Raw genomic sequence first — 20845 nt, forward strand, 5'->3', positions numbered from 1 at the left:
TGACCCTACCCCATCTTGAACTGAACAGTCCAAGATGCGTTAGGGTCGTGAGATGACTGACGCTGCCCACCGCGCTCGCGACCAGAACCCGATCTCCGGGTTACCGCTGCACGACCTCGCCGGATTCACCCACCGCTGGGTCGACGCGGACGGCATCCGGCTGCACGCCGTGGACGGCGGTCAGCCGGCCGGTCCGGCCGTCGTGCTGCTCGCCGGTTTCCCGCAGACCTGGTGGGCCTGGCGCAAAGTGATGCCGGGCCTCGCCCGGCGATTCCGCGTGATCGCACTCGACCTGCCCGGACAAGGCCACTCCGAGCGCCCGCACGACAGCTACGACACGCACACCGTCGCCGCGCGCGTCCAGGCCGCGGTGACCGCGCTCGACGTGCCGGAGTACTGGCTCGTCGCCCACGACATCGGCGCCTGGGTCGCCTTCTCGCTGGCCCTGACCTACGAGGAGCACCTGCACGGTGTCGCCCTGCTGGACGCCGGCATCCCGGGGATCACGCTCCCGGACGCCATCCCGACCGATCCCGACCGGGCCTGGAAGACCTGGCACTTCGCGTTCCACCTGGTGCCCGATCTCCCCGAGACACTGCTCGCCGGACGCGAGCGGGACTACGTCGACTGGTTCCTGACGGTCAAAGCGCTGTCCCCCAACACGTTCCACAGTGCCGAGATCGACCATTACGCCGCCGCCATCGCCGCCGAAGGAGGTTTGCGCGCGTCTCTCGCCTACTACCGCGACACCGCGGAATCCGCGCGCAAGAACCACGACGCACTCGGCCGAGGGCACTTGACCGTTCCGGTCCTGGGGATCTCCAGCTCCCACGGCTCCATCCCGGACATGGCCGCTTCGATCAGCCCGTGGGCGGACAACGCGACCGGCGTCGTCATCCCGGACGCCGGGCACTTCATCCCCGACGAACAGCCCGGCGCGGTCGTGGACGCGGTGACCGCCTTCATCGACCGCGAACGCGGCGGCGTGGTCTGACCCCCGCATCGACATCGGCTTCCCCGGACTGCGTACCGCACCAGTGCGGGCCCCGGGATCACGTCTCGTCGTCGAGGAGCGTGCCGAGCTTCGCTTCGGCGATCGCGAACAGGGCGTCCAGCGCCTGGGGTTCCACCCGCAACCGCGCGGCGATCCGTGCGTGGGGCACGCCCGCGTCGCGCAGTCGCAGTGCCCGGGCGTAGGCCCGCGGCAGCCGCGCGATCGCCGCGTCCCGTGCGGACGACCGGCCGTCCGCACGGGAGCCCCTCGCGGCGTTGTTCACCTGCCCGGCTCGGCGACGCTCACGCCGTGCCGGCGGGTCACCTCCAGCAGCCGCGGCAGGACCTCGTCGAGCGGCCGGTCGGCCGGGACAGCCGCGGCGAAGTCGGCGAAGAACCGGCCCGCTCCGTCGCCGCTGGTGACGGCCAGCATCCGCGCGGACTCGCTGGTCACCTCGAAGGTGAAGGCGCACTGCGCGGGGATCGTGATGGCCGCGCCCGGACCGAGGTCGTGCTTCTCGTCATCGACGTGCACCAGGACCGTGCCGTCGAGGACGTACAATGTCCCCGCCCACGGCGACCGGTGCGGCGGCGCCGCCGGGGCCCGAGGGGCGTCGACCTCGAACACTTCGTACGCGCCGCCGGTGTGCTCGGCCCCGGCTTTGACCGTGTGGATTCCGTCGGTCATGGCGTGGGGCCGGCCCTCGCCGGGCCGGGCGAGGTGGATCTTGCCGGTCATCACGCCTCCCGGTGGGTGATCAACGCCTGCGCGCACCCGGCGAACCCCGCGGCGAGCACGAGCCAGGAGACCAGCACCGCGATCCCGGAACCGGCGAACCACGAGACCGGCACGGCCACCGCGGCCAGGATCAGCGCGACACCCGCCCACGGCGGCGCCGCGTGCCCGCGCAGGATGGCGACGCCGAGCAGGATCAGCCCGATGAGCCCGGCGAAGAAGACGAAAAAGACGCTCCAGTGCGGGGTGTTGTCCGCGGTGTCCATCATGGCCACCGTGACGGGCATCGGCACGCCGTTCTTCAGCGCGACGTAGGCCAGTGCCTCGGTGTCCAGTCCGATCGGGATCGCCATGCCGAACGCCAGCACCGTGCCCGTCAGGCCGAGCCGCGGCGAGTTCCACCGGGCCACCCGGCCCGCGGTGAGCACGGCGGGCACCCACAGCAGCGCTGACACCGCGGTCAGCCACGCCTGCGTCCGGTAGTCGCCGAGGTTGTCGGCCACCTGCTGGGCGATCGCGGTGTTGGTGGTGCCGGCGATGTCCAGGTTCAGCGCCACGCCGACGGCGACGAGCAGCGGGGCCAGCACGGCGCCCGCACCCATCAGGTATCTCGCCACCGGCGGCAGGTAGAGGCCGGACCGTGGCTCGGTGTTCACAGCAACCATGACGTCCCTCCTTCGGAACGGCGGAACCTTTGCCGCTCAGCGTCATCCCGGCCCCGGCGAAGCACACGAGTAGTGCGCTACTCGGATATCGCCCGCCGGGTGGAAGACGCCGGGGGCGGTGAGCGTCTACCGTCCCGTGTCGTGGGCCTGAACTGGCCGTTGACCGGCCGGGTGGAAGAGCTGCGGTTCGTCGACGCCGTGGTGCGGCGCGGCGCCGGGAACGGCGTGGTGCTGGCCGGCGCGGCCGGGGTCGGCAAGACCCGACTGGCGCGCGAGGCGCTGGCGGCCGCCGCCCGTCGGCACGCCGGGACGGTGTGGATCGCGGCGACCGCGTCGGCCCGTGCCGTTCCGCTCGGGGCGTTCGCCACCGTGCTGACCGAGGTCAGCGGCGACGTGACCCAGCTGCTCCGCCGGGCCACGGAAGTGCTCACCGGCGCCGGCCGCGGCGGTGTCGTGGTGGGCGTGGACGACGCGCACCTCCTGGACGCGCTGTCCGCGTCGCTGGTGCACCAGTTCGCGCTGCGCCGGATCGCCACCCTGGTGCTCACGGTGCGCAGCGGGGAGCCGGCGCCGGACGCGGTGACCGCGCTGTGGAAGGACGGCCACCTGGACCGGCTGGAGGTCCAGCCGCTGTCCGAGGCCGAGACCGTGGCCCTGCTGGAGGCGGTGCTCGGCGGCCCGGTGGACAGCGCCAGCGCGGCCCGGCTGTGGACGCTGTGCCGCGGCAACGCGCTCTACCTGCGTCAGCTCGTCGACGGCGAGGTGGCCGGCGGTGGTCTGCGCGAGGTGCGCGGGGTGTGGCGCTGGTCGGGCCACCCCGCCCTGTCGCCGGGCCTGGCCGACCTGGTCACCACCCGCATGGGACGGCTGTCCGGCGCGGTCCGCGACGTGGTGGACGTCCTCGCGCTGGGCGAGCCGCTCGGCGTACCCCTGCTCGGCGCGCTGACCAGCGCCGCGGGCGTGGAGCGGGCGGAAGCGGAGGGCCTGGTCGTCGTCGAGCCGGACGGGCGCCGGCTGGAGGCCCGGCTGGCGCACCCGCTCTACGGCGAGGTGCGTCGCGAGGCGCTGGGGGTGCTGCGGGCGCGGCGGCTGCGGGGCCGGATCGCCCGCGCGCTCGAGGACACCGGCGCCCGGCGCGCCGACGACACGATGCGGCGGGCGGTGCTCGTCCTGGAGTCCGACCTCGATCCGGATCCCCGGCTGCACACGCTCGCCGCGCAGCGGGCCATCGCGCTGCTCGACGTCCCGCTCGCCGCCCGGCTGGCCCAGGCGGCCGTCGACGCCGGCGGCGGGTTCGAGGCGCAGCTGACGCTCGGCTTCGCGCTGTCCTGGATGACCCGCGGGGACGAGGCGGAGGCCCAGTTGTCCGCACTCGCCCCGCTCGCTACCGACGACTTCCAGCGCAGCCTGGTTGCCGTGCCCCGCGCCGGGAACCTGTTCTTCTCCTGCCGCCGCCCGGCCGACGCCGAGGCCGTGCTGGACCGGGCGGAGGCCGGCATCGACCGGCCGGAGGCCCTGGCGCCGATCCTGGCGATCCGCGCGCTCTTCCGCGCCCTCGGGGGACGATCGCGGGAGGCGGTCGAAGTCGCGGCCGCGGCGCAGTCGGGCGCGCTGCCGCCGCACGCGATCCTGCTGGTGGCGTGGGCGGTGGTCGGCGCGCTGGGGCCGCTCGGCCGGGCCGGTGAGCTGGAACGTGCCGCCGCGCCCGGTTACGCCGCCGCCGAGCGGTCCTTCGACGCGGTCGTCCCGTCGTTCGGGCTGTGCTCGGCGCACCTGCTCGGGCTGCGGCTCGCCGGGGACCTCCGCGGCGTGGAGGACATCGCGCGGACCCGGTACCGGCAGGGCGCCGAGATCCCCGGGCCGCTGCAACTGCTCGGCGTGGCGCTGCTGGGCTATGCCGCGCTCTACCGGGGCCGGCTGGGCACGGCCATTCGCAGGCTCCGGGAGGCGGAGGCCGGTCTGGGGCCGGTGCGGCAGCAGGGGCCGGGGTACAGCAACCTCGTCGCGCTGACCCAGGCGCTGGCCATGTCGGGGGAGGCCGGCGAGGCGGCGGTGGCGCTGGCCGCCGCGGAGGAGGAGCGGCACCCGTCGGCGGCGCTGTTCGACCCCGAGCTCGTGCTCGCCCGGGCGTGGGTGCGGGCGGCCGAAGGCTCGGTCAGCTCGGCGATCCAGGTGGCCCGCGAAGCCGCCGACCTCGCGGCCGCGCGCGGTCAGCCCGCGTTCGAGGTCTTCGCGCTGCACGTCGCGGTGTGCTTCGGGGACCGGACCGCCGCACCCCGGCTCACCGAACTCGCGGAGCAGGTGGACGGACCCCGCGCGGCGGCCGCCGCCACCCAGGCGACCGCACTCGCCGGCGACGACGCCGATGCGCTGCTGGCGGTGTCCCGGGCGCTGGAGGACATGGGGGAGGTGTTGGCCGCCGCCGACGCCGCCGCCCAGGCCGCCGCCACGCACTGGCGGGCCGGCCGTACGGCGGCGGCCCGTGCCGCCGCCACGCGCGCGCACCAGCTGGCCGAAGCCTGCGAAGGCGCGCGAACGCCGGCCCTGGCGGCGGCGGAGCAACCGTTGCCGCTCACCGACCGCGAGCGGGAGATCGTGACGCTGGCCGCGCGGGGGCTGTCCAACCGCGAGATCGCCGACCGGCTGGTCGTCTCGGTCCGTACGGTGGAGGGACACCTGTACCGGGCGAGCACGAAACTGGGCGTCACCGAGCGGACAGCGTTCGCCGCGCTGCTCGGCATCTGAGCGCCGTACCCGTGGCCAGTGTGGTGGTTCCGCAAGCCCGCCAGGAGAGCTCCCCGATCGATTCTTGACCCCCGGCACGGGCGGCGATGTACTGGGCGTGGTGATGGATCCCGCGGGAGGCGATCCAGTGAAGAGTTCCGGCCGGGCGCTCCGCTTGTCGATCTTCATCGGAGAGAGCGACCACTGGCATCACAAGCCCCTCTACACCGAGATCGTGCGCCGCGCCCATGACGCCGGCCTGGCCGGTGCCACCGTCATCCGCGGCATCGAAGGGTACGGCGCGAACTCCCGCATCCACACCGCACACGTGTTCCGGCTCAGCGACGACCTCCCGCTGGTGATCGTCATCGCCGACACCGAGGACCGCATCCGCGGCTTCCTGCCGCAGCTGGACGACCTGGACATCAGCGGGCTGGTCACGCTCGACGAGGTCGAGACCGTCCACTACACACAGTCCGAGCACAAGCGCGCACACTGGTGGTCCACCGGTGGGGCCGGGTGAGCAGCGAGATGCAAATGACCGGGAACGCCCTCCGCCTGTCGATCTTCATCGGCGAAGACGACACCTGGCACCGCAAACCCCTGTACCACGAGATCGTCAACCGCGCCCGGGAAGCGGGCCTGGCCGGCGCCACCGTCCTCCACGGCTGCGAAGGATTCGGTACGTCCTCGCTGATCCACACCGACCGCATCCTCGACCTCACCGAGGACCTGCCCATCGTCGTGATCATCATCGACACCGAGGACCGCGTCCGCACGTTCCTGCCCGAACTCGACGAACTCGTCGGGGAAGGCACCGCGCTGATCGACGAAGTCGAGGTCCACCGCTACCGGGGAAAGCCAACCGCATGACGGTTGCGCTCGCACACGATCAACGAGGGAGAAGTTATGACGGACATGCGACATGGGTGCGCCCCAGCATGACGTCGTGACGAGGGCGCCGCCCATCGGGAAACCCGATCCGGGCGGCTTTCGCTATTTCGCGCACCCTTGAAAACATCTCTGCGAATCGGCGAGCTTGTGGAAGTGCTGGCCCATTTTCCGGCGCGGCGTGGTTCTTTGACATCTACACCGCGGAGCAGACATTTCCTTCGCTCGCTCCGGCCGCTCGTGTGCGGTCGAGGCGAACAGGGGCCCGGCCCGCGGCAGGTGGGTGGCCGGGCCCGTCGGACCCCTGTAGCTCAGAAGGACAGAGCGCCGCGCTACGAACGCGGAGGTCCCAGGTTCGAGTCCCCGGAACCGCATGCGGTTCACCGCAGGTGGCGAGACCCTGTGGTGTAGTCGGCAGCACGGCGATTTGGATCCGAACGGCCAGATCCGACCCCTTGGTCGGGCAGCCCCGTGGAGAAACCCTGCTGTGCCGAGGAGGATTGGCCGAGTCCGGATTGAGCGACGGGTGAGGGGTTCGAGTCCCAGCGCCTTACCTTGCCGCTGTGGTTAGCTCCAGTCCGGGCCCCCGCGGCGGGGTGGATACCGGGCCTCGGGTTCTCCCCGCAACGGCGGCGGCGATCGGTGACCCCCCATCCCCGCTTGCCCGCGCGCGCTCGGACTGGTAGTCCCGAGCGGATTGCCGACAGTGGCCGGCGGACGGACGATGAACGGCGGGTCTCCGGCGGCGGCGACACGACGTCGCTGCTGCGGTTCGCCTGACGTGTGCCCTCCCGCCGGCCGGACCGAGGAGGAGGACCGCCGTGGCGGGACCGTTGTACGGGTTGCGCGTTCTGGAGCTGGGAGGGATCGGCCCGGGACCGCACGCGGCCATGCTCCTGGCCGATCTGGGCGCCGAGGTGGTGCGCATCGAGCGGCCCAGGGGTGGCCTGCGGGTGGTGCCCGAGGACGCCGCTGACTGGCTGATGCGCGGTCGGCGCTCGATCTCGGCCGATTTGAAGCAGCCGGAGGGTCGCGAACTCGTGCTCGCGCTGGTCGAGAAGGCCGACGTGCTGATCGAGGGATTCCGCCCGGGGGTCACCGAGCGGCTGGGCATCGGCCCCAAGGAGTGCCTGGACCGCAACCCCGGCCTGGTCTACGGCCGCATGACCGGTTGGGGTCAGGACGGGCCGCGCGCCACCCAGGCCGGGCACGACATCAACTACCTCGCCGTGACCGGCGTGTTGCACGCGATCGGCACGGCGGGCGCGCGCCCGACGCCGCCGCTGAACCTGGTCGGGGACTTCGGCGGCGGATCGCTGTACCTCGTCCTGGGTCTGCTGTCGGCGCTGTGGGAACGCGGGCGCTCGGGCCTCGGGCAGGTGGTCGACGCGGCGATCGTGGACGGCGTGACGTCCCTGGCCCAGGGCGTGTGGGCGCTGCGCGGGGCCGGCCAGTGGCGGGACGAGCCGGCGTCGAACCTCGTCGACAGTGGCGCGCCCTTCTACGACACCTACCGGTGCCGCGACGGCCGGCACGTCGCGGTGGGCGCGATCGAGCCGCAGTTCTACGCCCAGCTCGTCGGCGGTCTCGGCCTGCACGACGCCGATCTTCCGGACCAGCTCGACCGTTCCGGGTGGCCGCGTCTGCGGCAAGCGTTCCAGCAGGTGTTCCGGACGCGGAGCCGCGACGAGTGGGCCGAGCGGTTCGCCGGCACCGACGCGTGCGTCACCCCGGTGCTCGATTTCGCGGAAGCGGTCCAAGAACCACAGCTAGCCGGGCGCGACACGATCGTCGAGCTGGGCGGGGTCCGCCAGGCCGCTCCGGCGCCGCGGTTCTCCCGCAGCGCACCCGATCTGCCGGCCGCGCCACGAGAGCCCGGTGCCGACACCGAGGCCGTGTTGCGTGATTGGGGCGTGCGTTCACCCGGCTGGGTGAAACCCTGCTAGGACGGCCGAGCGCCGTCACCTGATCGAGCGGACGTCATTGCCGCTATCTGCCAGGTTCGTTATGAACGTTCATACAGCTAAGACCTGTCGCGTGCCTCGATGCGCGTCCAGTGCGGCATTGCACGTGCCGGTCTTTGTCTGCATCCTTGTATATGAACGATCATTGACATGGTCGGCCTGGTCCGGTTGAGTACCGGCCAGACCGACCTGTCAGGAACCGGAGAGGCATCGATGAAGCTGTCACTCGCACGCCGGTGGGCCGCGCTCGCCGGCGTGTTGTCCGTCGCGCTGCTCGCGACCGCGCTCCGAGCGCCGGATCCCGCAACGGCGACCGCCGGAACCGTCTGCGCGGACGCCGGGGACCGGTACGAGACCGCGCGCCCCGAGCAGGTGGGGCTCGACCCCGCCACGCTCGGCCACGCGCTCAACCTCATGTCGGTGAACGGGTCCGAGACCGTGCAGGTCTACCGGCACAACTGTCTCGTCGGGACGGGGATCTTCGACCCGCTGCTCGGTAACGTCCCGGGCAACAACTGGAGCCAGACCAAGACGATCACCGCCCTGCTCGCCGGCCGGGCCGTCACCCTCGGCCGCCTCTCCGTGGACGATCCGATCGGGAAGTACCTGCCAGCGGGCCTCGGGGACGCGGCGCATCGCGGGGTCACCGTTCGCCAGCTGCTGACCCAGACCAGCGGCGTCCGGGCGAACTGGACGCGCGAGCTGAACCTGGCGATGCCCGACCGCGTCCAGGAGTTCCTGTCCCTGCCGTTCGACCACGAGCCGGGCACCTTCTACCGATACTCGCAGACGGGGCCGTCCGTGGTGGCCTATGTGGTGCAGCGCGCCGTCGGCGAGGACCTCCAGGAGTTCGCCCAGCGCGAGCTCTTCGAGCCGCTCGGCATCCCGCGGGACCGCTGGTTCTGGCTCCGCGACCGCAGCGGCAACACCGACGGCTGGTCGAACCTGTTCCTGCCGGGCAACGAGTTCGGGCGCATCGGCCAGCTGCTGGCCAACGACGGCACCTTCCGCGGCGAGCGGCTGATCGCCGAGAGCTACCTCCGTGAACTGCGCACGCCGAGCCCGGCCAACCCCGGCTACGGCTACCTCACCTGGCTCAACGCCGGCCCGTACTGGATCACCCCGTCCGCGTTCGCCGCCACCCGCAACCCGGCGCCGATGATCGCCAGCGCACCGGCCGACATGTACTTCTCGTACGGGTTCTTCGGCCAGCACGTCTTCGTGATCCCCGGCCTGGACATGGTGGTGACCCGCTCCAGCGGGACGCTCAACTGGCCACCCAGCCGGCTCGACGCGGGCGATCCGCTCACCGCGGTCGCCCCGGGCCAGACCACTCGCATCGAGTACGAATTCTTCCGCCTGCTGATGCAGTCCGTCGTCACGCCCCGGCAACCCGCCGCGCCACCCTACGTCGCGCCGAAGCCGGGTGCGGTCGACCCGAGCCTGTTCGTCAGCGTGCCCGACAACCTCGCCGTGGCACAGGTCGGTCCGAACGCGCCAAAGGGCTGCACGATCTTCGGGTGCGGCGGAAATCTGGCCGCCGCCGGCACCATCCGGTCCCTGATGGACGTTCCGCGCACCGGATTCCCCGCGCTGACCGCGCTTCCGGCCGGGACCACGCAACTGGCACAGCAGGTGCCCGATCTGCTGCCGCGCCTGCTGGACGGCTGGCAGCAGACGGCCCGCATCACGGGTGAGCAGCTTCCGGCCGCGCTTCCGGCGCTGCTGGCGTCCCTCCAGCAGTCGGTTGGGGGATGAACACGGGGCGCACGACGAAGTGCGTGCGAGGAAAGGAAGTCCGATGATCGGTGGTAGCTGTGCGGAAGAGTTCTCGCGCGTCCGGCAGGAGTTCGAGCGGAACTTCGCCGACCGCGGCGAGGTAGGCGCGTCGGTTTGCGTCATGATCGACGGTGAACCGGTGGTGGACCTGTGGGGCGGTGTCGCCGACCGGGAGACCGGCCGCCCGTGGGAGAAGGACACCGCGAGCGTGGTCTTCTCCTGCACCAAGGGGGCGACCGCGTTGTGCGCCCACGTGCTCGCCTCCCGCGGGCAGCTGGACCTGGCCGCACCGGTCACGCGCTACTGGCCGGAGTTCGGCCAGTCGGGCAAGGAGGACATCACCGTCGGGATGCTCCTGAACCACCAAAGTGGACTTCCGGTGATCAGTGCGCCGTTGCCCGACAGCGCCTTCTTCGACTGGGAGCGGATGATCGCCGCGCTCGAGGTCGAGAAGCCGTTGTGGGAGCCGGGCAGCAGGCACGGCTACCACGCCCTCACCTTCGGCTGGCTCGTCGGCGAGGTCGTTCACCGCGCGTCCGGGAAATCACTCGGCGAGTTCTTCCGGGACGAGGTCGCCGGCCCGCTGGGCCTGGACTTCTGGATCGGGTGCCCGGAGGAGGTCGAGCCGCGGCTCGCACCGATGATCTTCCCCGAGCCCCGCGAGGGCGACGAACCATCGCTCTTCATGACGATGGCGGCCACCGAGCCCGAATCCATCCCCGGCCGGATCTTCGCCAACTCCGGTGGGTACATGCTGCCCGGACCGACCGGGTTCGACTCGCGGAACGCGCACGCGGCCGAGATCGGCGCCGCGGGCGGGATCAGCAACGCCCGCGGTCTGGCCGGCATGTACGCGCCGCTCGCCTGCGGTGGCCGTCTCGGCGGGGTGGAGCTGGTGGACCGGCGCGCCCTGGCACGGATGTCGACCACGATGTCGGCAGGCCACGACGCGACCTTGCTGATCGGCAGCCGGTTCTCCGCCGGCTACTTCCGGTCGATCGACAACCGGCACCGGCCCTACGGTCTGCGCGACAGCGTCATCCTGTCCCCGGACGCGTTCGGCCACCCCGGTTTCGGCGGCAGCATCGGGTTCGCCTCACCGGCCAACCGCATGTCGTTCGGCTACACGATGAACAACATGGGGCCGGGCACCCTTCTCAACGACCGGGGGCAGAGTCTTGTCGACGCCGTGTACCGCTCGCTCGGCTACACCGACGACAGCACCGAGGTGTGGTGCTGATCGCCGTGCGCCAGGCCACAGATCGCCGCGCCGGCCGGTTCCGGTAAGGTGGGCGACACGGTCAATGTATGAACGATCATACATCCCGGTGGCCGGGCTCGACGGGCGCGACCACCGGGCGCACGGCCCGAACGCATGGAAGTCGGTGGGAAGCGATGGGGACGCCGGTCAGGTCGCGGAACAGGAACGGGCAGCACCCGCGGGTCCGGCTGCAGGAGGCCGGCACGCGCCTGTTCTACAACAAGGGCTTTCACGCGACCTCGGTGCGGGACATCACGGAGGCCTGCGGCCTGACCCCCGGCGCGCTCTACAACCACTTCGGCTCCAAGGAAGAGCTGCTGTACTCGATCATCATGGACGGGCACGCCGCGCTCGACCGCTTGCTCGACGCGGTCCGCACGGACGCGCCCGCGCCGGAGCGGCTGCACGGGTTGATCGAGGCCTTCGTGCTGCACCACACGCGCTACCGCAAGGAAGCCGTCGTGGGCGACGAGTGGCGCGCGCTCGGCGAGGAGCACCGCGACGAGGTGCGCCGGCTTCGCCTCGGCATTCGGGCCAGGGTTCAGGACGTGATCCGGGACGGTGCCGCCACCGGGGCGTTCGAACTGCCCAAGGTGCCCAACGGGGACCCCGTGCGGATGGCCGCCACGGCCGCGCTGGACATGTCCTTCCGGGTGGCCGGCTGGTTCAGCCCGGACGGCCCGGTCTCGGACACCGCGTTCGCGAGTTTCTACGCCGATCTCGTCCTCCGTTCCATCAGCAAGGTTCGCTGAGACCGGTCCCCGGCCTCTTCGCGAACCGGAGAGGTGATGCATGGCCGTCCACCCGCACCCGATCGTCGACATGTCGGGCATGGTGCTCGACCGCGACTGCTGGCGTGCCTACCTCGGCGGGTTCGCCGAGTACGCGCCGGACTACTTCCGCCTGTTCGGCCAGCGGCTCGCCTCCACCGCGGGCATCGATCCGCGGGACTTCGCCGCGGCGAGCAAGGATCCCGGCGCCGCGCTCGACCTGCTCCTGGCGAGCCCGGCGTTCGACTTCGACCTGGACGCCTACGTCGCCCGGCTGGCGGAGGAAGGCGTGCGGTACCAGGTCCTCCACTCGAGCATGCGGCCGCTGCCGGACGGCCGGATGGTGAGCGACCGGATCGCCGAGTTCGCCGCGCGCCACCCCGACCGCCTGCAGGCGTGGGGGAGCGTGAACCTCGCCGATCCCGGTGCCGCCATCGCCGAGGTGCGGCGCTGCGTGCTCGAACTCGGCATGCGCGGGGTGTCGGTGACCCACTTCCTGGACGTCGCCGACCCGTTGTCGGAGGGGGCGCACGAGTTCTACCGGACGGTGAGCGAGCTGGGCGTTCCGCTGTGGCTGCACACCGGGCACAACCTGTCCACGCGGGTGCCGATGAACTGGTGCACGTGGCGGGAGCTGGACGAGATCGCGCGGCGGCACCCGGACCTGGTGGTGATCGCCGGGCACGGCGGCTGGCCGTGGGTGCTGGAGATGATGGCGCTGTGCCAGCGGCACCGCAACGTCTACCTGGAGTTCTCCACGCACCGTCCGCGCCACATGGCCCGGCCCGGATCCGGGTGGGAGCCGTTGCTGCTGCACGGGGCTTCCGCGGTCCGGCACAAGATCCTCTTCGGCGGGATCGAGTGGGTGCACGGCATGACCACCGGCGCGCTCGCCGCGGAAGTCTCCATGCTGGCGCTCGACGAGCGCACCAAGTGCGCGTGGCTGCACGACAACGGCGCGCGCCTGCTCGACCTGGACCGGAGCTAGTCCCACCGGGTGTCGCGGCTTGACCCCGCGGTCCGCCGTCATAAAAATGAACGTTCATATATAAGGAAGTGGAGCAACCCATGAACCTCGCAGGACGTGCCGCGCTCGTGACCGGCGCCGGACGCGGCATCGGCGCGGCGATCGCCGAACGCCTCGCCGCGGACGGGGCCAGCGTCGCGGTGAACGATCTGGACGCCGAGGCCGCCCAGGCCACGGTCAAGCGCATCCAGGCGGCGGGCGGTGACGGGGTGGCGCTGGCCGGCGACATCGCGGACACCTCCTTCGCCCGTGAGCTGGTCGCCACCGCCGCGGACCGGTTGGACGGCCTGGCGATCCTGGTCAACAACGCGGGCACCATCCACCGCCTGCCGCTGCGCGAGCAGACCGAACAGCACTGGGACCGGGTCATCGACGTCAACCTCAAGGCGCCGTTCGTGCTCAGCCAGGCCGCGGCCGACCACCTCGCCGGCTCCGGGCACGGTGCGATCGTCAACATCTGCTCGGTCGCGGTGATCGGCTTCTTCCGCCAGATCGCCTACGACGCCTCGAAAGGCGGCCTGCTCACGATGACGCGGTCGCTGGCCGTCGAACTCGGCCGGGAAGGGATCCGGGCCAACGCGATCGCGCCGGGCTTCATCGACACCGACACCGGGCACGCCGCCGACCTCGGCCGCATCGGGGAGAAGACCGTGGCCACCCTGCCGCTGAGCCGGACCGGGCAGCCGGACGAGGTCGCGGGCGCCGCGGTCTGGCTGGCCTCGGACGAGGCGCGGTACGTCACGGGCCAGGTGCTGTTCGTCGACGGCGGCTGGGTGCGGAACTAGACACGGCAACGGGAAGGGAACCGACGAACATGGGAAACGCTGACGCTGCACGGCTGGACGGCCGGGTCGCACTGGTGACCGGCGGCGCGTCCGGCATCGGGCAGGCGACCGCACGGCGCCTGAGCCGGGACGGCGCGACCGTCGTCATCGCCGACATCCACGGCGAGGGCGCCGAAGCCGTCGCCGAGGACATCCAGAACGCCGGCGGCCGGGCCGAGGCGGTGCCGTGCGATCAAACCGACCCGGACCAGGTGGCGGCGTTGTTCGACCGGCTGGACCGGTACGACCGGCTCGACATCTGCGTGGCCAACGCCGGCTGGGGACGGTTCGGGCCGTTCCTGGAGATCCCGGAGAAGACCTGGCGCCGCACGTTCGACATCAACGTGACCGGGACGTTCCTCGTGTGCCAGGCCGCGGCGCGCCGGATGGCCGACCTGGGCGACGGGGGAGCGGTGGTGGTGACCTCGTCGTCCGGCGCCGTCGAACCGGTCGCGCTGTTCAGCGCCTACTGCTCGGCCAAGGCGGCGCTCAACATGATGGTGAAGATCATGGCCTACGAACTGGGCCAGTTCGACATCCGCGTCAACGCGGTGATGCCGGGCGTGACGGAGACGGCGATGACCGGTGGGCTGCTGGCCACCGGGGCGCGCAGCTACAACGAGGCCGAGTCGCCGCTGGGCAGGCTTGCCAAACCCGAGGACATCGCCAGCGCGATCGCCTACCTCGTGTCCGACGACAGCGGTTACGTCAACGGCGCCGCGCTGCTCGTCGATGGCGGTGGCAGCGCGTACAACCCGGGCTGGTTCGGCACCGACTTCCGCCGGCGGGGCGAGGCCTCCTGGACACTCCGGCACGAGCAGACGCCCGTCCAGGTCGCCGGAAAAGCCTGACGCAGCAGTAATTCCCGACACGGCCACCCGGGTGCTCGCGGCCCGGCGGCTCCCCAACTGGAGGGGTGGCCGCCGCGATCCGCGAGCACCTGGACCGCCCGGGTGCCGGTGATGAGCTGGTCGACGACGCGCAGCTGAGCGCCGATCCGGCGTTCGTCACCGCGTCGCTGCGGAGGGATCCCGGCCGGCGGTTGTGCGATCCCGAGGGCATCGCCGCGGCGGTGGCGAACCTGATCAGCCCGGCGTCCGCGATGGTGGACGCCGGGCTGCGGGCCGGCCAAGCCGCCCCGGTGGTGGGCGTGCCTGCTCAGCCGGTGACCACGAAGCTCACCGCCGTGCTGCAGCTGCCGCCGACGTTGAGGGTCGCGGCGGTGCGCGCCCCCGGCACCTGGTAGTCGCCGGCGGTCCCGGTCACCTGCCGGTGGGCGTCCAGCAGCATCCGGACCCCGGTGGCTCCCACCGGGTGCCCGGCGCCGATCAGGCCGCCCGACGGGTTCACCGGCAGCCGTCCGTCGAAGTCGATGTACCCGCTCTCGACGGCCCGCCAGGCTTCCCCGGGCGCGGTCAGTCCGAAGTGGTCGATCGCCACGTACTCGGTGATCGTGAAGCAGTCGTGGGTCTCGATCACGTCGAGGTCCTCCGGCCCGCGCACCCCGGCCCGGCCGTAGGCGTCGGTGATCGCCTGCCGGATGTTGGGGAAGAGGTAGCGCCCCTCGTGCGCGAACTTGGCGCTCAGCGGTAGTGGTGCGGTGTGGTGGCCCCATCCGCTGATCCGGCTGGCCGTGCGATCCGGCGAGCCACGCAGCCAGGACTCGGTGAACCGGCTGCCGGCCAGCACGATCGCGCTCGCCCCGTCGGTGATCCGGCCGCAGTCGCTCTTGCGGGTGCGGCCGGTCACGATCGGGTTGGCGATGTCGTCGGCCTCGAAGTGGCCGGGGCCGGCCGTCCAGCCGCGGGTCTGCGCCAGCGGGTTGCGGCGGGCGTTGGTGCGGTTGAGCTCGGCGATGCGGTTGAGGTGGGTCTGGTCGAGCCCGTACCGGCGGTCCACCTCCTGGCTGATGCGGTCGAAGAGGTGGGGCCAGGGCAGCTCGTCGGCGTCCAGTTCCTCGGGCGTCCACGCCGCCGATCCGAGGTTGCGCGCCGCCTCCTCGCCCGCGACGTTGCGCATCAGCTCGACTCCGGCGACCAGGACGACGTCGTACCGGCCGGCCTCGATCTCCGCCATCGCGGCCAGCGCGGCGGCGCTGCCGGACGCGCAGGCGGCTTCGTGCCGGCTGGTGGGCAGCGTGGCCCAAGCCGGGTCCAGCATCGGGATCATCGCGCCGAGGTGCGACTGTCCGGCGAAGCGTTCCCCGCCGAAGTTGCCGACGTGGGCGGTCGCGATGTCGGACGGTTCGAGCCCGGTCGCGCCGAGGCAGTCCCGCACGGCCTGTTCCAGCATGTCGAAGAGCGGGTTGTCGCTCTGTTTGGACCAGTTGACGGCGAAGTCGGTCTGCGCGCCGCCCAGGACGTGGACTGCGTCGGCCATGGCTTCACTCCTCCTTGATGTGAATGAACGTACATGCAATATGACCCTTGTCAGCACGAGAGGCAAGGGCTCCGGCCTGTTCCGCTCGTCTCTTGACGCACGGGAGGAAAGATGTATATAAACGCTCATACACATCCTGATTCGGGTGATCCGACGCCAACGGAGGCGCACATGGAGACCAGCCTGAGCCGCGGCCGACCCGGCTTGTCCCGCCGGACCGCCCTGTCGGGGGCACTGGCCCTGGGAACCGCACTCCTTGGTGGCGGGCTGTCGGCCTGTGCCGGCCGCGGCGCGGGCAGCCCGGACGGACAGGCCGAGCTCGGCTGGATCCAGCCCAAGACCGGGCGCCTGGCCAGCGCCTACGCGCCGACCTTCATCGGCGCCCAGCTGGCGTTGCAGGAGATCAACGCCGCGGGCGGTCTGCTCGGGGCCGCGATCCAGGTGCACGAAGAGGACGACGAGGGCTCACCGGCCACGCAGTCGACGGTCGCCCAGCGGCTGCTCAGCGCACGACCGGACTTCGTGGTCGGCCCGACCGGCAGCTCCCAGGCGGTCGCGTCGGTCACCGCGCTCGCCCGCGGCAACGCGATCCAGTCCGCCTGGGGCGGCGCGGACATCCTGGGCGACGGGAACCGGTTCCCCGCGCACTACCAGCTCGTCTTCAACACCAGCAGGCAGGGCGCGGCCGCCGCGAGGTTCCTCTTCGAGACCCGCGGTATCCGCCGGATCGGCCTGCTCACCGAGAACTCCGAGTTCGGCAAGTCCATGCAGGAGTCGTTCACCCGCACCCTGCGCGACCGCTACCGCACCGAACTCGCGGGCGTGCAGGTCTTCGAGCCGAACGCACCCGACATGGCGCCCTACCTCAACCAGCTGGCGCGCGCCGGGGGCGAGGGCCTCGGTATGTTCAGCGGGCAGCCGCAGGCGGCTGTGCTGTCCCTGCGCGCGATGGCCAACAGCGGCTTCGCGCCGGTGATCGTGGCGCACGACCTCAACTACATCGACGCCTACAACGAAATCCCGGTGGAGCTGCTGCGGAACTTCTACGGCACCGCCTACCGCTCGCTGACCTACCCCAAGGGCAGCGCGCCGTCCGGCCCCGCCCTGGAGTACGCCACCAAGATCCGTACCCAGGCCGGGCAACTGGCGTTCTCGGCCGCCAACAGCCCGTACTACGACTTCCTGAAGCTTCTCGCGGTGGTCGTCGAGCAGGAACGGACGACCGACCCGGAGCGGCTGCGGGCGGCGCTCAACGGAGTGCGCGGGTACCAGGGCGTGCGTGCGCCCATTTCGTTCACCGCGACCGACCACTGTGGAATCGGTGACGACGCCATCGCGATCGCGACGCTGCTCTCCGCCAAGGACGAGACGTCCGCGGGCGGCATCTTCCGGGAGCTCGCGTCGTGACACCGGTCAGCGAGATCCTCGTTCCCGGGCTGACGTTCGGGAGCCTGTACGCGCTCGTCGCGATCGGCTTCAACGTGCTCTACCGCCCGACGAACGTGCTCAACTTCGCCCAGGGCGACCTGGTGATGGTGGGCGCGATGCTGATGGCCGCGAGCGGCCTGGGCGCCCTGCCGTGGCCGATCGCCCTGGCCTGCGTGGTGGTGGTCGTCGGCCTGGTCGCGCTGCTCGAGGAACGGCTCGCGGTGACACCCGTGCTGCGCCGGTCCAGCCACGCCGCCGGCTGGGTCATCACCACCCTCGCCTTCTCGCTGATCCTGAGCCAGGTCGCGGGCCGGATCTGGACCGCGGAACCCCGGTCGGTGGCGCCTCCCGCGCCGCTGTCGCTGCGGCCGATGGACCTGTGGGGGCTGCAGATCAGCAGCTACCAGCTCGTGGTGATCGGCGTGGTCGTGGCCCTCGTCATCGCGCTCGAGCTCGTCGACCGGACGCGGTTCGGGTGTGCGGTGCGGGCGGTCGCCGCGGACCGGGACGCCGCCCGCCTGCAGGGCATCCGGCCGGACCGGATCGGCCGCATCTCGTTCCTGATCGGGGGAGCGCTGGCCGGGCTCGCCGGAGTGCTCGCCGCCCCGCTCCTGCTGGCCTCGGTGACCATGGGGTTCGGCCTGCTCATCCGCGGGTTCTTCGCCGCCATCGCGGGCGGGGTCGGCGACCACCGGGGCGCACTGGTGGCGGGGTGGCTGCTCGGCATCGTGGAAGCGGTGGGGGCGCGGTACATGTCGCCGGGCCTGCAGACCGCGGTCCTCTTCGCGGTCGTCGTGGTCGTGCTGATGGTCCGGCCCACCGGGCTGCGGCGCTCGGGAGGGGTGCTGCGGCATGTCTGAGGCCACGCTGACCGCACGCCGCCCGTGGGCCGTCGGCGGACCGCGGACCCGGGCGGCCGGCATCGTGCTCGCCGCGGCGGCCGCGGCCGCGCTGCCACTGGTCGCCGGCGACCCGTACGTCGTCTACCTGGCGACCCTGGTGGGTATCTACATCCTGGTCGCGATGGGTCTGAACCTGCTGTTCGGCTACACCGGGCAGGTCTCGCTCGGCCACGGTGCGCTGGTCGCCGTCGGCGCCTACGTCGCGGCGGTGCTGACCACGGCGCACGGGTGGTCGTTCTGGGCCGCGCTGCCGGTCGCGATGCTCGGCGCGGGGCTGGTCGGCAGCCTGATGGCGTTGCCCGCGCTGCGCCTGACCGCCTGGTACCTCGCCCTCATCACGCTGGCGTTCGGGATGGTGGTCAACGGCCTGCTGGTCGAGATGCGGGAGATCACCGGCGGCTTTTCCGGGATCTTCGGCGTGCCCCGCCCGGAGTTCGGCGGCCTGCCGTTGGACGATGCGGGCTTCTTCTGGCTGGTGCTCGTCTTCGTCGTCGTCACGTACGTGGTGATGCGGAACCTGGTGCGCTCGCGGATCGGCCGCGCGATGATCAGCGTGCGCGACGCGGAGGAGGCGGCCCGCTCGGCGGGGGCGGACACAGTGCGGCTCAAGGTGTTCGCGTTCTTCCTCAGCGCGGTCCTCGCCGGGGCGGCGGGGGCGTTGCTCGCTGGGCTCAAGGGCATGGTGACGCCGGACGACTTCACGATCGACTTCTCGGTGTTCTTCCTGCTCGTGGTGATCGTCGGCGGCGCCGGCCGGCTGGGCGGCCCGATCGTCGGCGTGCTGGCGTTCTTCGTGCTGCCTGAGCTGCTCGGGGCGCTGGCGGAATGGCGCCTGCTCGTCTACGGCGCGGTGCTCCTCGTGGTGGCCGTCTACGCCCCGCACGGCATCGCCGGCGCCTGGTCGCGCTGGTGGCGCTCCCGCCGGCCGTCAGTTCCGGTCGACGAGCGCCTGCCGCAACCATCCGAGCCACCGCACCGGGACGCCCTGAGCCTGTCGGCGCGCGGCCTGGCCAAGAGCTTCGGCGGGGTGAGTGCGCTGCGATCAGCCGATCTGGACGTCCCCGCGGACACCATCCACGCGGTGGTCGGCCCCAACGGGTCCGGCAAGACCACGCTGCTCAACACCATCACCGGCTACGTCCGTGTGGACAGCGGCACGGTCCACCTGGGCGGGCGCGGCACCGGCCGCCGCTCACCCCATCGGGTGGCGCGCGCCGGCGTCGGCCGGACCTTCCAGACCCCGCGCCTGCTCCCGGACCTGAGCGTGCTGGACAACGTCCTCCTCGGCGCCTACGCGCGGGAGCGCTCACCAGCCGTGGCGATCGCGGCCGGCTTGCCCCGGGCCCGCCGGGAGTCCGCCGCGCTCACCGCCGAAGCCATGGCCTACCTGCGGTTCGTCGGGCTGAGCGACGTCGCCGGACAGCAGGCGGGTGCGCTCCCGCACGGCAAGCAGCGGCTGCTGGAGATCGGCCGGGCGCTGATGGCGCGTCCGCGTCTGCTGCTCCTCGACGAGCCGGCGGCGGGTCTGTCGATGACCGAGCTCGAAGCGCTGGGACGGCTGCTGCGGGAGATCCGCGCGCAAGGCGTCACCGTCGTGCTCATCGAACACCACATCGAACTCGTGGTCGAGGTGGCCGACGCGGTCACGGTGCTGCACGAGGGCGCGACGCTGCTGTCCGCGCCGCCGGCGACGGCTCTGTCCGACGACCGTGTTCTCGACGTCTACCTGGGGCGCTGATGACTTCTCTCCTCGAACTGTCCGAGGTCACCGCGGGCTACGGCTCGGCGCCGGTGGTCGAGGACGTCACGCTGGCCGTCGGGCCGGGTCAGGTCTGCGCGCTCGTCGGGGCGAACGGCGCGGGCAAGAGCACGCTGCTCGGCACGATCTCCGGGTTGCGGCACCCCAGCCGCGGGCGGATCACCTTCGACGGGACCGACCTCAGCCGCGCGGCACCCGAGATCGTCGTGCGACGAGGACTCGTCCACGTCGCGGAGGGACGGCGGATCTTCCGCGGCCTGACCGTGCGCGAGAACCTCGACCTCGGGCTGTGGCGATCCGGGCTCGGCAAGACCGAGCAGCGGGACCGGCTGGACCGGGTACTCGGGCTGTTCCCGTTCCTGCGCGCCCGGATGTCCGCGCAGGCGGAGGTGCTGAGCGGCGGCGAGCAACAGATGCTGGTCATCGGGCAGGCGCTCATGCGCGAGCCGCGGATGCTGCTGCTCGACGAACCCTCCCTGGGGTTGGCTCCGGTCATGGTCGACCGCGTCTTCGACACGATCGAGGTGCTGCGTGGCGAGGGGCTGAGCATCCTGCTGGTGGAACAGGTGGTCGAGCGGGCGCTGAGCATCGCCGACCGGGGGTTCGTTCTGCAGAACGGCCGCATCGTGGCCGAGGGACCCGGGCCGGACCTGCTCCGGGGACCCGCCTTGCGCCAGGCGTACCTGGGCGCGTTCGCTGGGGGAGCCCGTCCAGCCACCCCGCTGATTCGACGGAAGTGAGGC

The 20845-nt window shown here is 71.8% G+C and carries 20 protein-coding genes and 1 tRNA gene; 17 read left to right on the plus strand and 4 right to left on the minus strand.

What is annotated here, in order from left to right; translation table 11 throughout:
• The first annotated feature begins 52 nt into the window (after positions 1–52).
• Complete coding sequence (locus IE290_RS00175; RefSeq protein ID WP_191242434.1) at positions 53–994, plus strand: alpha/beta fold hydrolase; 942 nt, start codon at positions 53–55, stop codon at positions 992–994.
• A 58-nt stretch (positions 995–1052) separates the two neighbouring features.
• On the opposite strand, the gene IE290_RS00180 is transcribed toward IE290_RS00175, so the two are convergent.
• The 3 genes from IE290_RS00180 to IE290_RS00190 are packed head-to-tail and all read right to left on the minus strand — an operon-like array spanning position 1053 to position 2394.
• Positions 1053–1277: a hypothetical protein gene (locus tag IE290_RS00180; RefSeq protein WP_191242435.1), complete on the minus strand. Its 225-nt coding sequence runs from the start codon at positions 1275–1277 to the stop codon at positions 1053–1055.
• Positions 1274–1732, minus strand: coding sequence for a cupin domain-containing protein (locus tag IE290_RS00185; RefSeq protein WP_191242436.1), 459 nt, complete (start codon positions 1730–1732; stop codon positions 1274–1276). The genes IE290_RS00180 and IE290_RS00185 overlap by 4 nt, the downstream gene beginning before the upstream one ends.
• Positions 1732–2394, minus strand: coding sequence for a hypothetical protein (locus IE290_RS00190; protein WP_191242437.1), 663 nt, complete (start codon positions 2392–2394; stop codon positions 1732–1734). Before IE290_RS00190 ends, IE290_RS00185 begins: the two co-directional genes overlap by 1 nt.
• Positions 2395–2535: 141 nt before the next feature.
• Between IE290_RS00190 and IE290_RS00195 the strand changes: the two genes are divergently transcribed.
• The 12 genes from IE290_RS00195 (at position 2536) to IE290_RS00250 (ending at position 14880) form a co-directional block, all read left to right on the plus strand.
• Positions 2536–5139, plus strand: coding sequence for a helix-turn-helix transcriptional regulator (locus tag IE290_RS00195; RefSeq protein WP_191242438.1), 2604 nt, complete (start codon positions 2536–2538; stop codon positions 5137–5139).
• Positions 5140–5266: 127 nt separating this feature from the next.
• Positions 5267–5641 carry a DUF190 domain-containing protein gene (locus tag IE290_RS00200; RefSeq protein ID WP_229873970.1) on the plus strand — a complete coding sequence of 125 codons (375 nt, stop codon included), beginning with the start codon at positions 5267–5269 and terminating at the stop codon, positions 5639–5641.
• 14 nt (positions 5642–5655) lie between these two features.
• Entirely contained in the window at positions 5656–5991 is a 336-nt protein-coding gene (locus tag IE290_RS00205) for a DUF190 domain-containing protein (RefSeq protein ID WP_191242440.1), read from the plus strand.
• 326 nt (positions 5992–6317) lie between these two features.
• Positions 6318–6377, plus strand: a tRNA-Arg gene (locus IE290_RS00210).
• Positions 6378–6830: 453 nt separating this feature from the next.
• Positions 6831–7955, plus strand: a complete 1125-nt coding sequence (locus IE290_RS00215; RefSeq protein ID WP_191242441.1) for a CaiB/BaiF CoA transferase family protein — start codon at positions 6831–6833, stop codon at positions 7953–7955.
• A 231-nt stretch (positions 7956–8186) separates the two neighbouring features.
• The gene (locus IE290_RS00220) at positions 8187–9731 is read left to right on the plus strand and encodes a serine hydrolase domain-containing protein (protein ID WP_191242442.1); all 1545 of its coding nucleotides are present in this window, start codon (positions 8187–8189) and stop codon (positions 9729–9731) included.
• Between the two features lie 43 nt (positions 9732–9774).
• Positions 9775–10992, plus strand: coding sequence for a serine hydrolase domain-containing protein (locus IE290_RS00225; RefSeq protein ID WP_191242443.1), 1218 nt, complete (start codon positions 9775–9777; stop codon positions 10990–10992).
• 155 nt (positions 10993–11147) lie between these two features.
• Positions 11148–11765 (plus strand): TetR/AcrR family transcriptional regulator, encoded by a 618-nt coding sequence (locus tag IE290_RS00230; RefSeq protein WP_191242444.1) that lies wholly within the window; start codon positions 11148–11150, stop codon positions 11763–11765.
• A 40-nt stretch (positions 11766–11805) separates the two neighbouring features.
• Positions 11806–12771: an amidohydrolase family protein gene (locus tag IE290_RS00235; RefSeq protein WP_191242445.1), complete on the plus strand. Its 966-nt coding sequence runs from the start codon at positions 11806–11808 to the stop codon at positions 12769–12771.
• Positions 12772–12851: 80 nt separating this feature from the next.
• Positions 12852–13595: an SDR family NAD(P)-dependent oxidoreductase gene (locus IE290_RS00240; RefSeq protein WP_191242446.1), complete on the plus strand. Its 744-nt coding sequence runs from the start codon at positions 12852–12854 to the stop codon at positions 13593–13595.
• A 29-nt stretch (positions 13596–13624) separates the two neighbouring features.
• Positions 13625–14485, plus strand: a complete 861-nt coding sequence (locus IE290_RS00245; RefSeq protein ID WP_191242447.1) for an SDR family NAD(P)-dependent oxidoreductase — start codon at positions 13625–13627, stop codon at positions 14483–14485.
• A gap of 65 nt (positions 14486–14550) precedes the next feature.
• Positions 14551–14880, plus strand: coding sequence for a hypothetical protein (locus IE290_RS00250; RefSeq protein WP_191242448.1), 330 nt, complete (start codon positions 14551–14553; stop codon positions 14878–14880).
• On the opposite strand, the gene IE290_RS00255 is transcribed toward IE290_RS00250, so the two are convergent.
• Entirely contained in the window at positions 14793–16013 is a 1221-nt protein-coding gene (locus IE290_RS00255) for an acetyl-CoA acetyltransferase (RefSeq protein WP_191242449.1), read from the minus strand. The genes IE290_RS00250 and IE290_RS00255 overlap by 88 nt on opposite strands.
• A gap of 171 nt (positions 16014–16184) precedes the next feature.
• Here IE290_RS00255 and IE290_RS00260 point away from each other — a divergent pair, with 171 nt between their 5' ends.
• The 4 genes from IE290_RS00260 to IE290_RS00275 are packed head-to-tail and all read left to right on the plus strand — an operon-like array spanning position 16185 to position 20842.
• Complete coding sequence (locus tag IE290_RS00260; RefSeq protein WP_191242450.1) at positions 16185–17420, plus strand: ABC transporter substrate-binding protein; 1236 nt, start codon at positions 16185–16187, stop codon at positions 17418–17420.
• Positions 17417–18301: a branched-chain amino acid ABC transporter permease gene (locus tag IE290_RS00265; RefSeq protein WP_191242451.1), complete on the plus strand. Its 885-nt coding sequence runs from the start codon at positions 17417–17419 to the stop codon at positions 18299–18301. The genes IE290_RS00260 and IE290_RS00265 overlap by 4 nt, the downstream gene beginning before the upstream one ends.
• On the plus strand, positions 18294–20081 hold the full coding sequence (locus tag IE290_RS00270) for a branched-chain amino acid ABC transporter ATP-binding protein/permease (RefSeq protein WP_191242452.1): 1788 nt from the start codon (positions 18294–18296) through the stop codon (positions 20079–20081). The genes IE290_RS00265 and IE290_RS00270 overlap by 8 nt, the downstream gene beginning before the upstream one ends.
• Positions 20081–20842 (plus strand): ABC transporter ATP-binding protein, encoded by a 762-nt coding sequence (locus IE290_RS00275; RefSeq protein ID WP_191242453.1) that lies wholly within the window; start codon positions 20081–20083, stop codon positions 20840–20842. The genes IE290_RS00270 and IE290_RS00275 overlap by 1 nt, the downstream gene beginning before the upstream one ends.
• The last annotated feature ends 3 nt before the right edge of the window (positions 20843–20845 follow it).

The sequence above is a fragment of the Amycolatopsis deserti genome (assembly GCF_014653945.1).
Classification (GTDB): Bacteria; Actinomycetota; Actinomycetes; order Mycobacteriales; family Pseudonocardiaceae; genus Amycolatopsis_E; species Amycolatopsis_E deserti.

Excerpts from the sequence above, each read along its gene's own strand:
- IE290_RS00175 (WP_191242434.1), top strand. The coding sequence starts at position 53 with ATGACTGACGCTGCCCACCGCGCTCGCGACCAGAACCCGATCTCCGGG.
- IE290_RS00185 (WP_191242436.1), bottom strand. The coding sequence starts at position 1,732 with ATGACCGGCAAGATCCACCTCGCCCGGCCCGGCGAGGGCCGGCCCCAC.
- IE290_RS00190 (WP_191242437.1), bottom strand. The coding sequence starts at position 2,394 with ATGGTTGCTGTGAACACCGAGCCACGGTCCGGCCTCTACCTGCCGCCG.
- IE290_RS00205 (WP_191242440.1), top strand. The coding sequence starts at position 5,656 with ATGACCGGGAACGCCCTCCGCCTGTCGATCTTCATCGGCGAAGACGAC.
- IE290_RS00220 (WP_191242442.1), top strand. The coding sequence starts at position 8,187 with ATGAAGCTGTCACTCGCACGCCGGTGGGCCGCGCTCGCCGGCGTGTTG.
- IE290_RS00225 (WP_191242443.1), top strand. The coding sequence starts at position 9,775 with ATGATCGGTGGTAGCTGTGCGGAAGAGTTCTCGCGCGTCCGGCAGGAG.
- IE290_RS00230 (WP_191242444.1), top strand. The coding sequence starts at position 11,148 with ATGGGGACGCCGGTCAGGTCGCGGAACAGGAACGGGCAGCACCCGCGG.
- IE290_RS00235 (WP_191242445.1), top strand. The coding sequence starts at position 11,806 with ATGGCCGTCCACCCGCACCCGATCGTCGACATGTCGGGCATGGTGCTC.
- IE290_RS00240 (WP_191242446.1), top strand. The coding sequence starts at position 12,852 with ATGAACCTCGCAGGACGTGCCGCGCTCGTGACCGGCGCCGGACGCGGC.
- IE290_RS00245 (WP_191242447.1), top strand. The coding sequence starts at position 13,625 with ATGGGAAACGCTGACGCTGCACGGCTGGACGGCCGGGTCGCACTGGTG.
- IE290_RS00255 (WP_191242449.1), bottom strand. The coding sequence starts at position 16,013 with ATGGCCGACGCAGTCCACGTCCTGGGCGGCGCGCAGACCGACTTCGCC.
- IE290_RS00260 (WP_191242450.1), top strand. The coding sequence starts at position 16,185 with ATGGAGACCAGCCTGAGCCGCGGCCGACCCGGCTTGTCCCGCCGGACC.
- IE290_RS00270 (WP_191242452.1), top strand. The coding sequence starts at position 18,294 with ATGTCTGAGGCCACGCTGACCGCACGCCGCCCGTGGGCCGTCGGCGGA.
- IE290_RS00275 (WP_191242453.1), top strand. The coding sequence starts at position 20,081 with ATGACTTCTCTCCTCGAACTGTCCGAGGTCACCGCGGGCTACGGCTCG.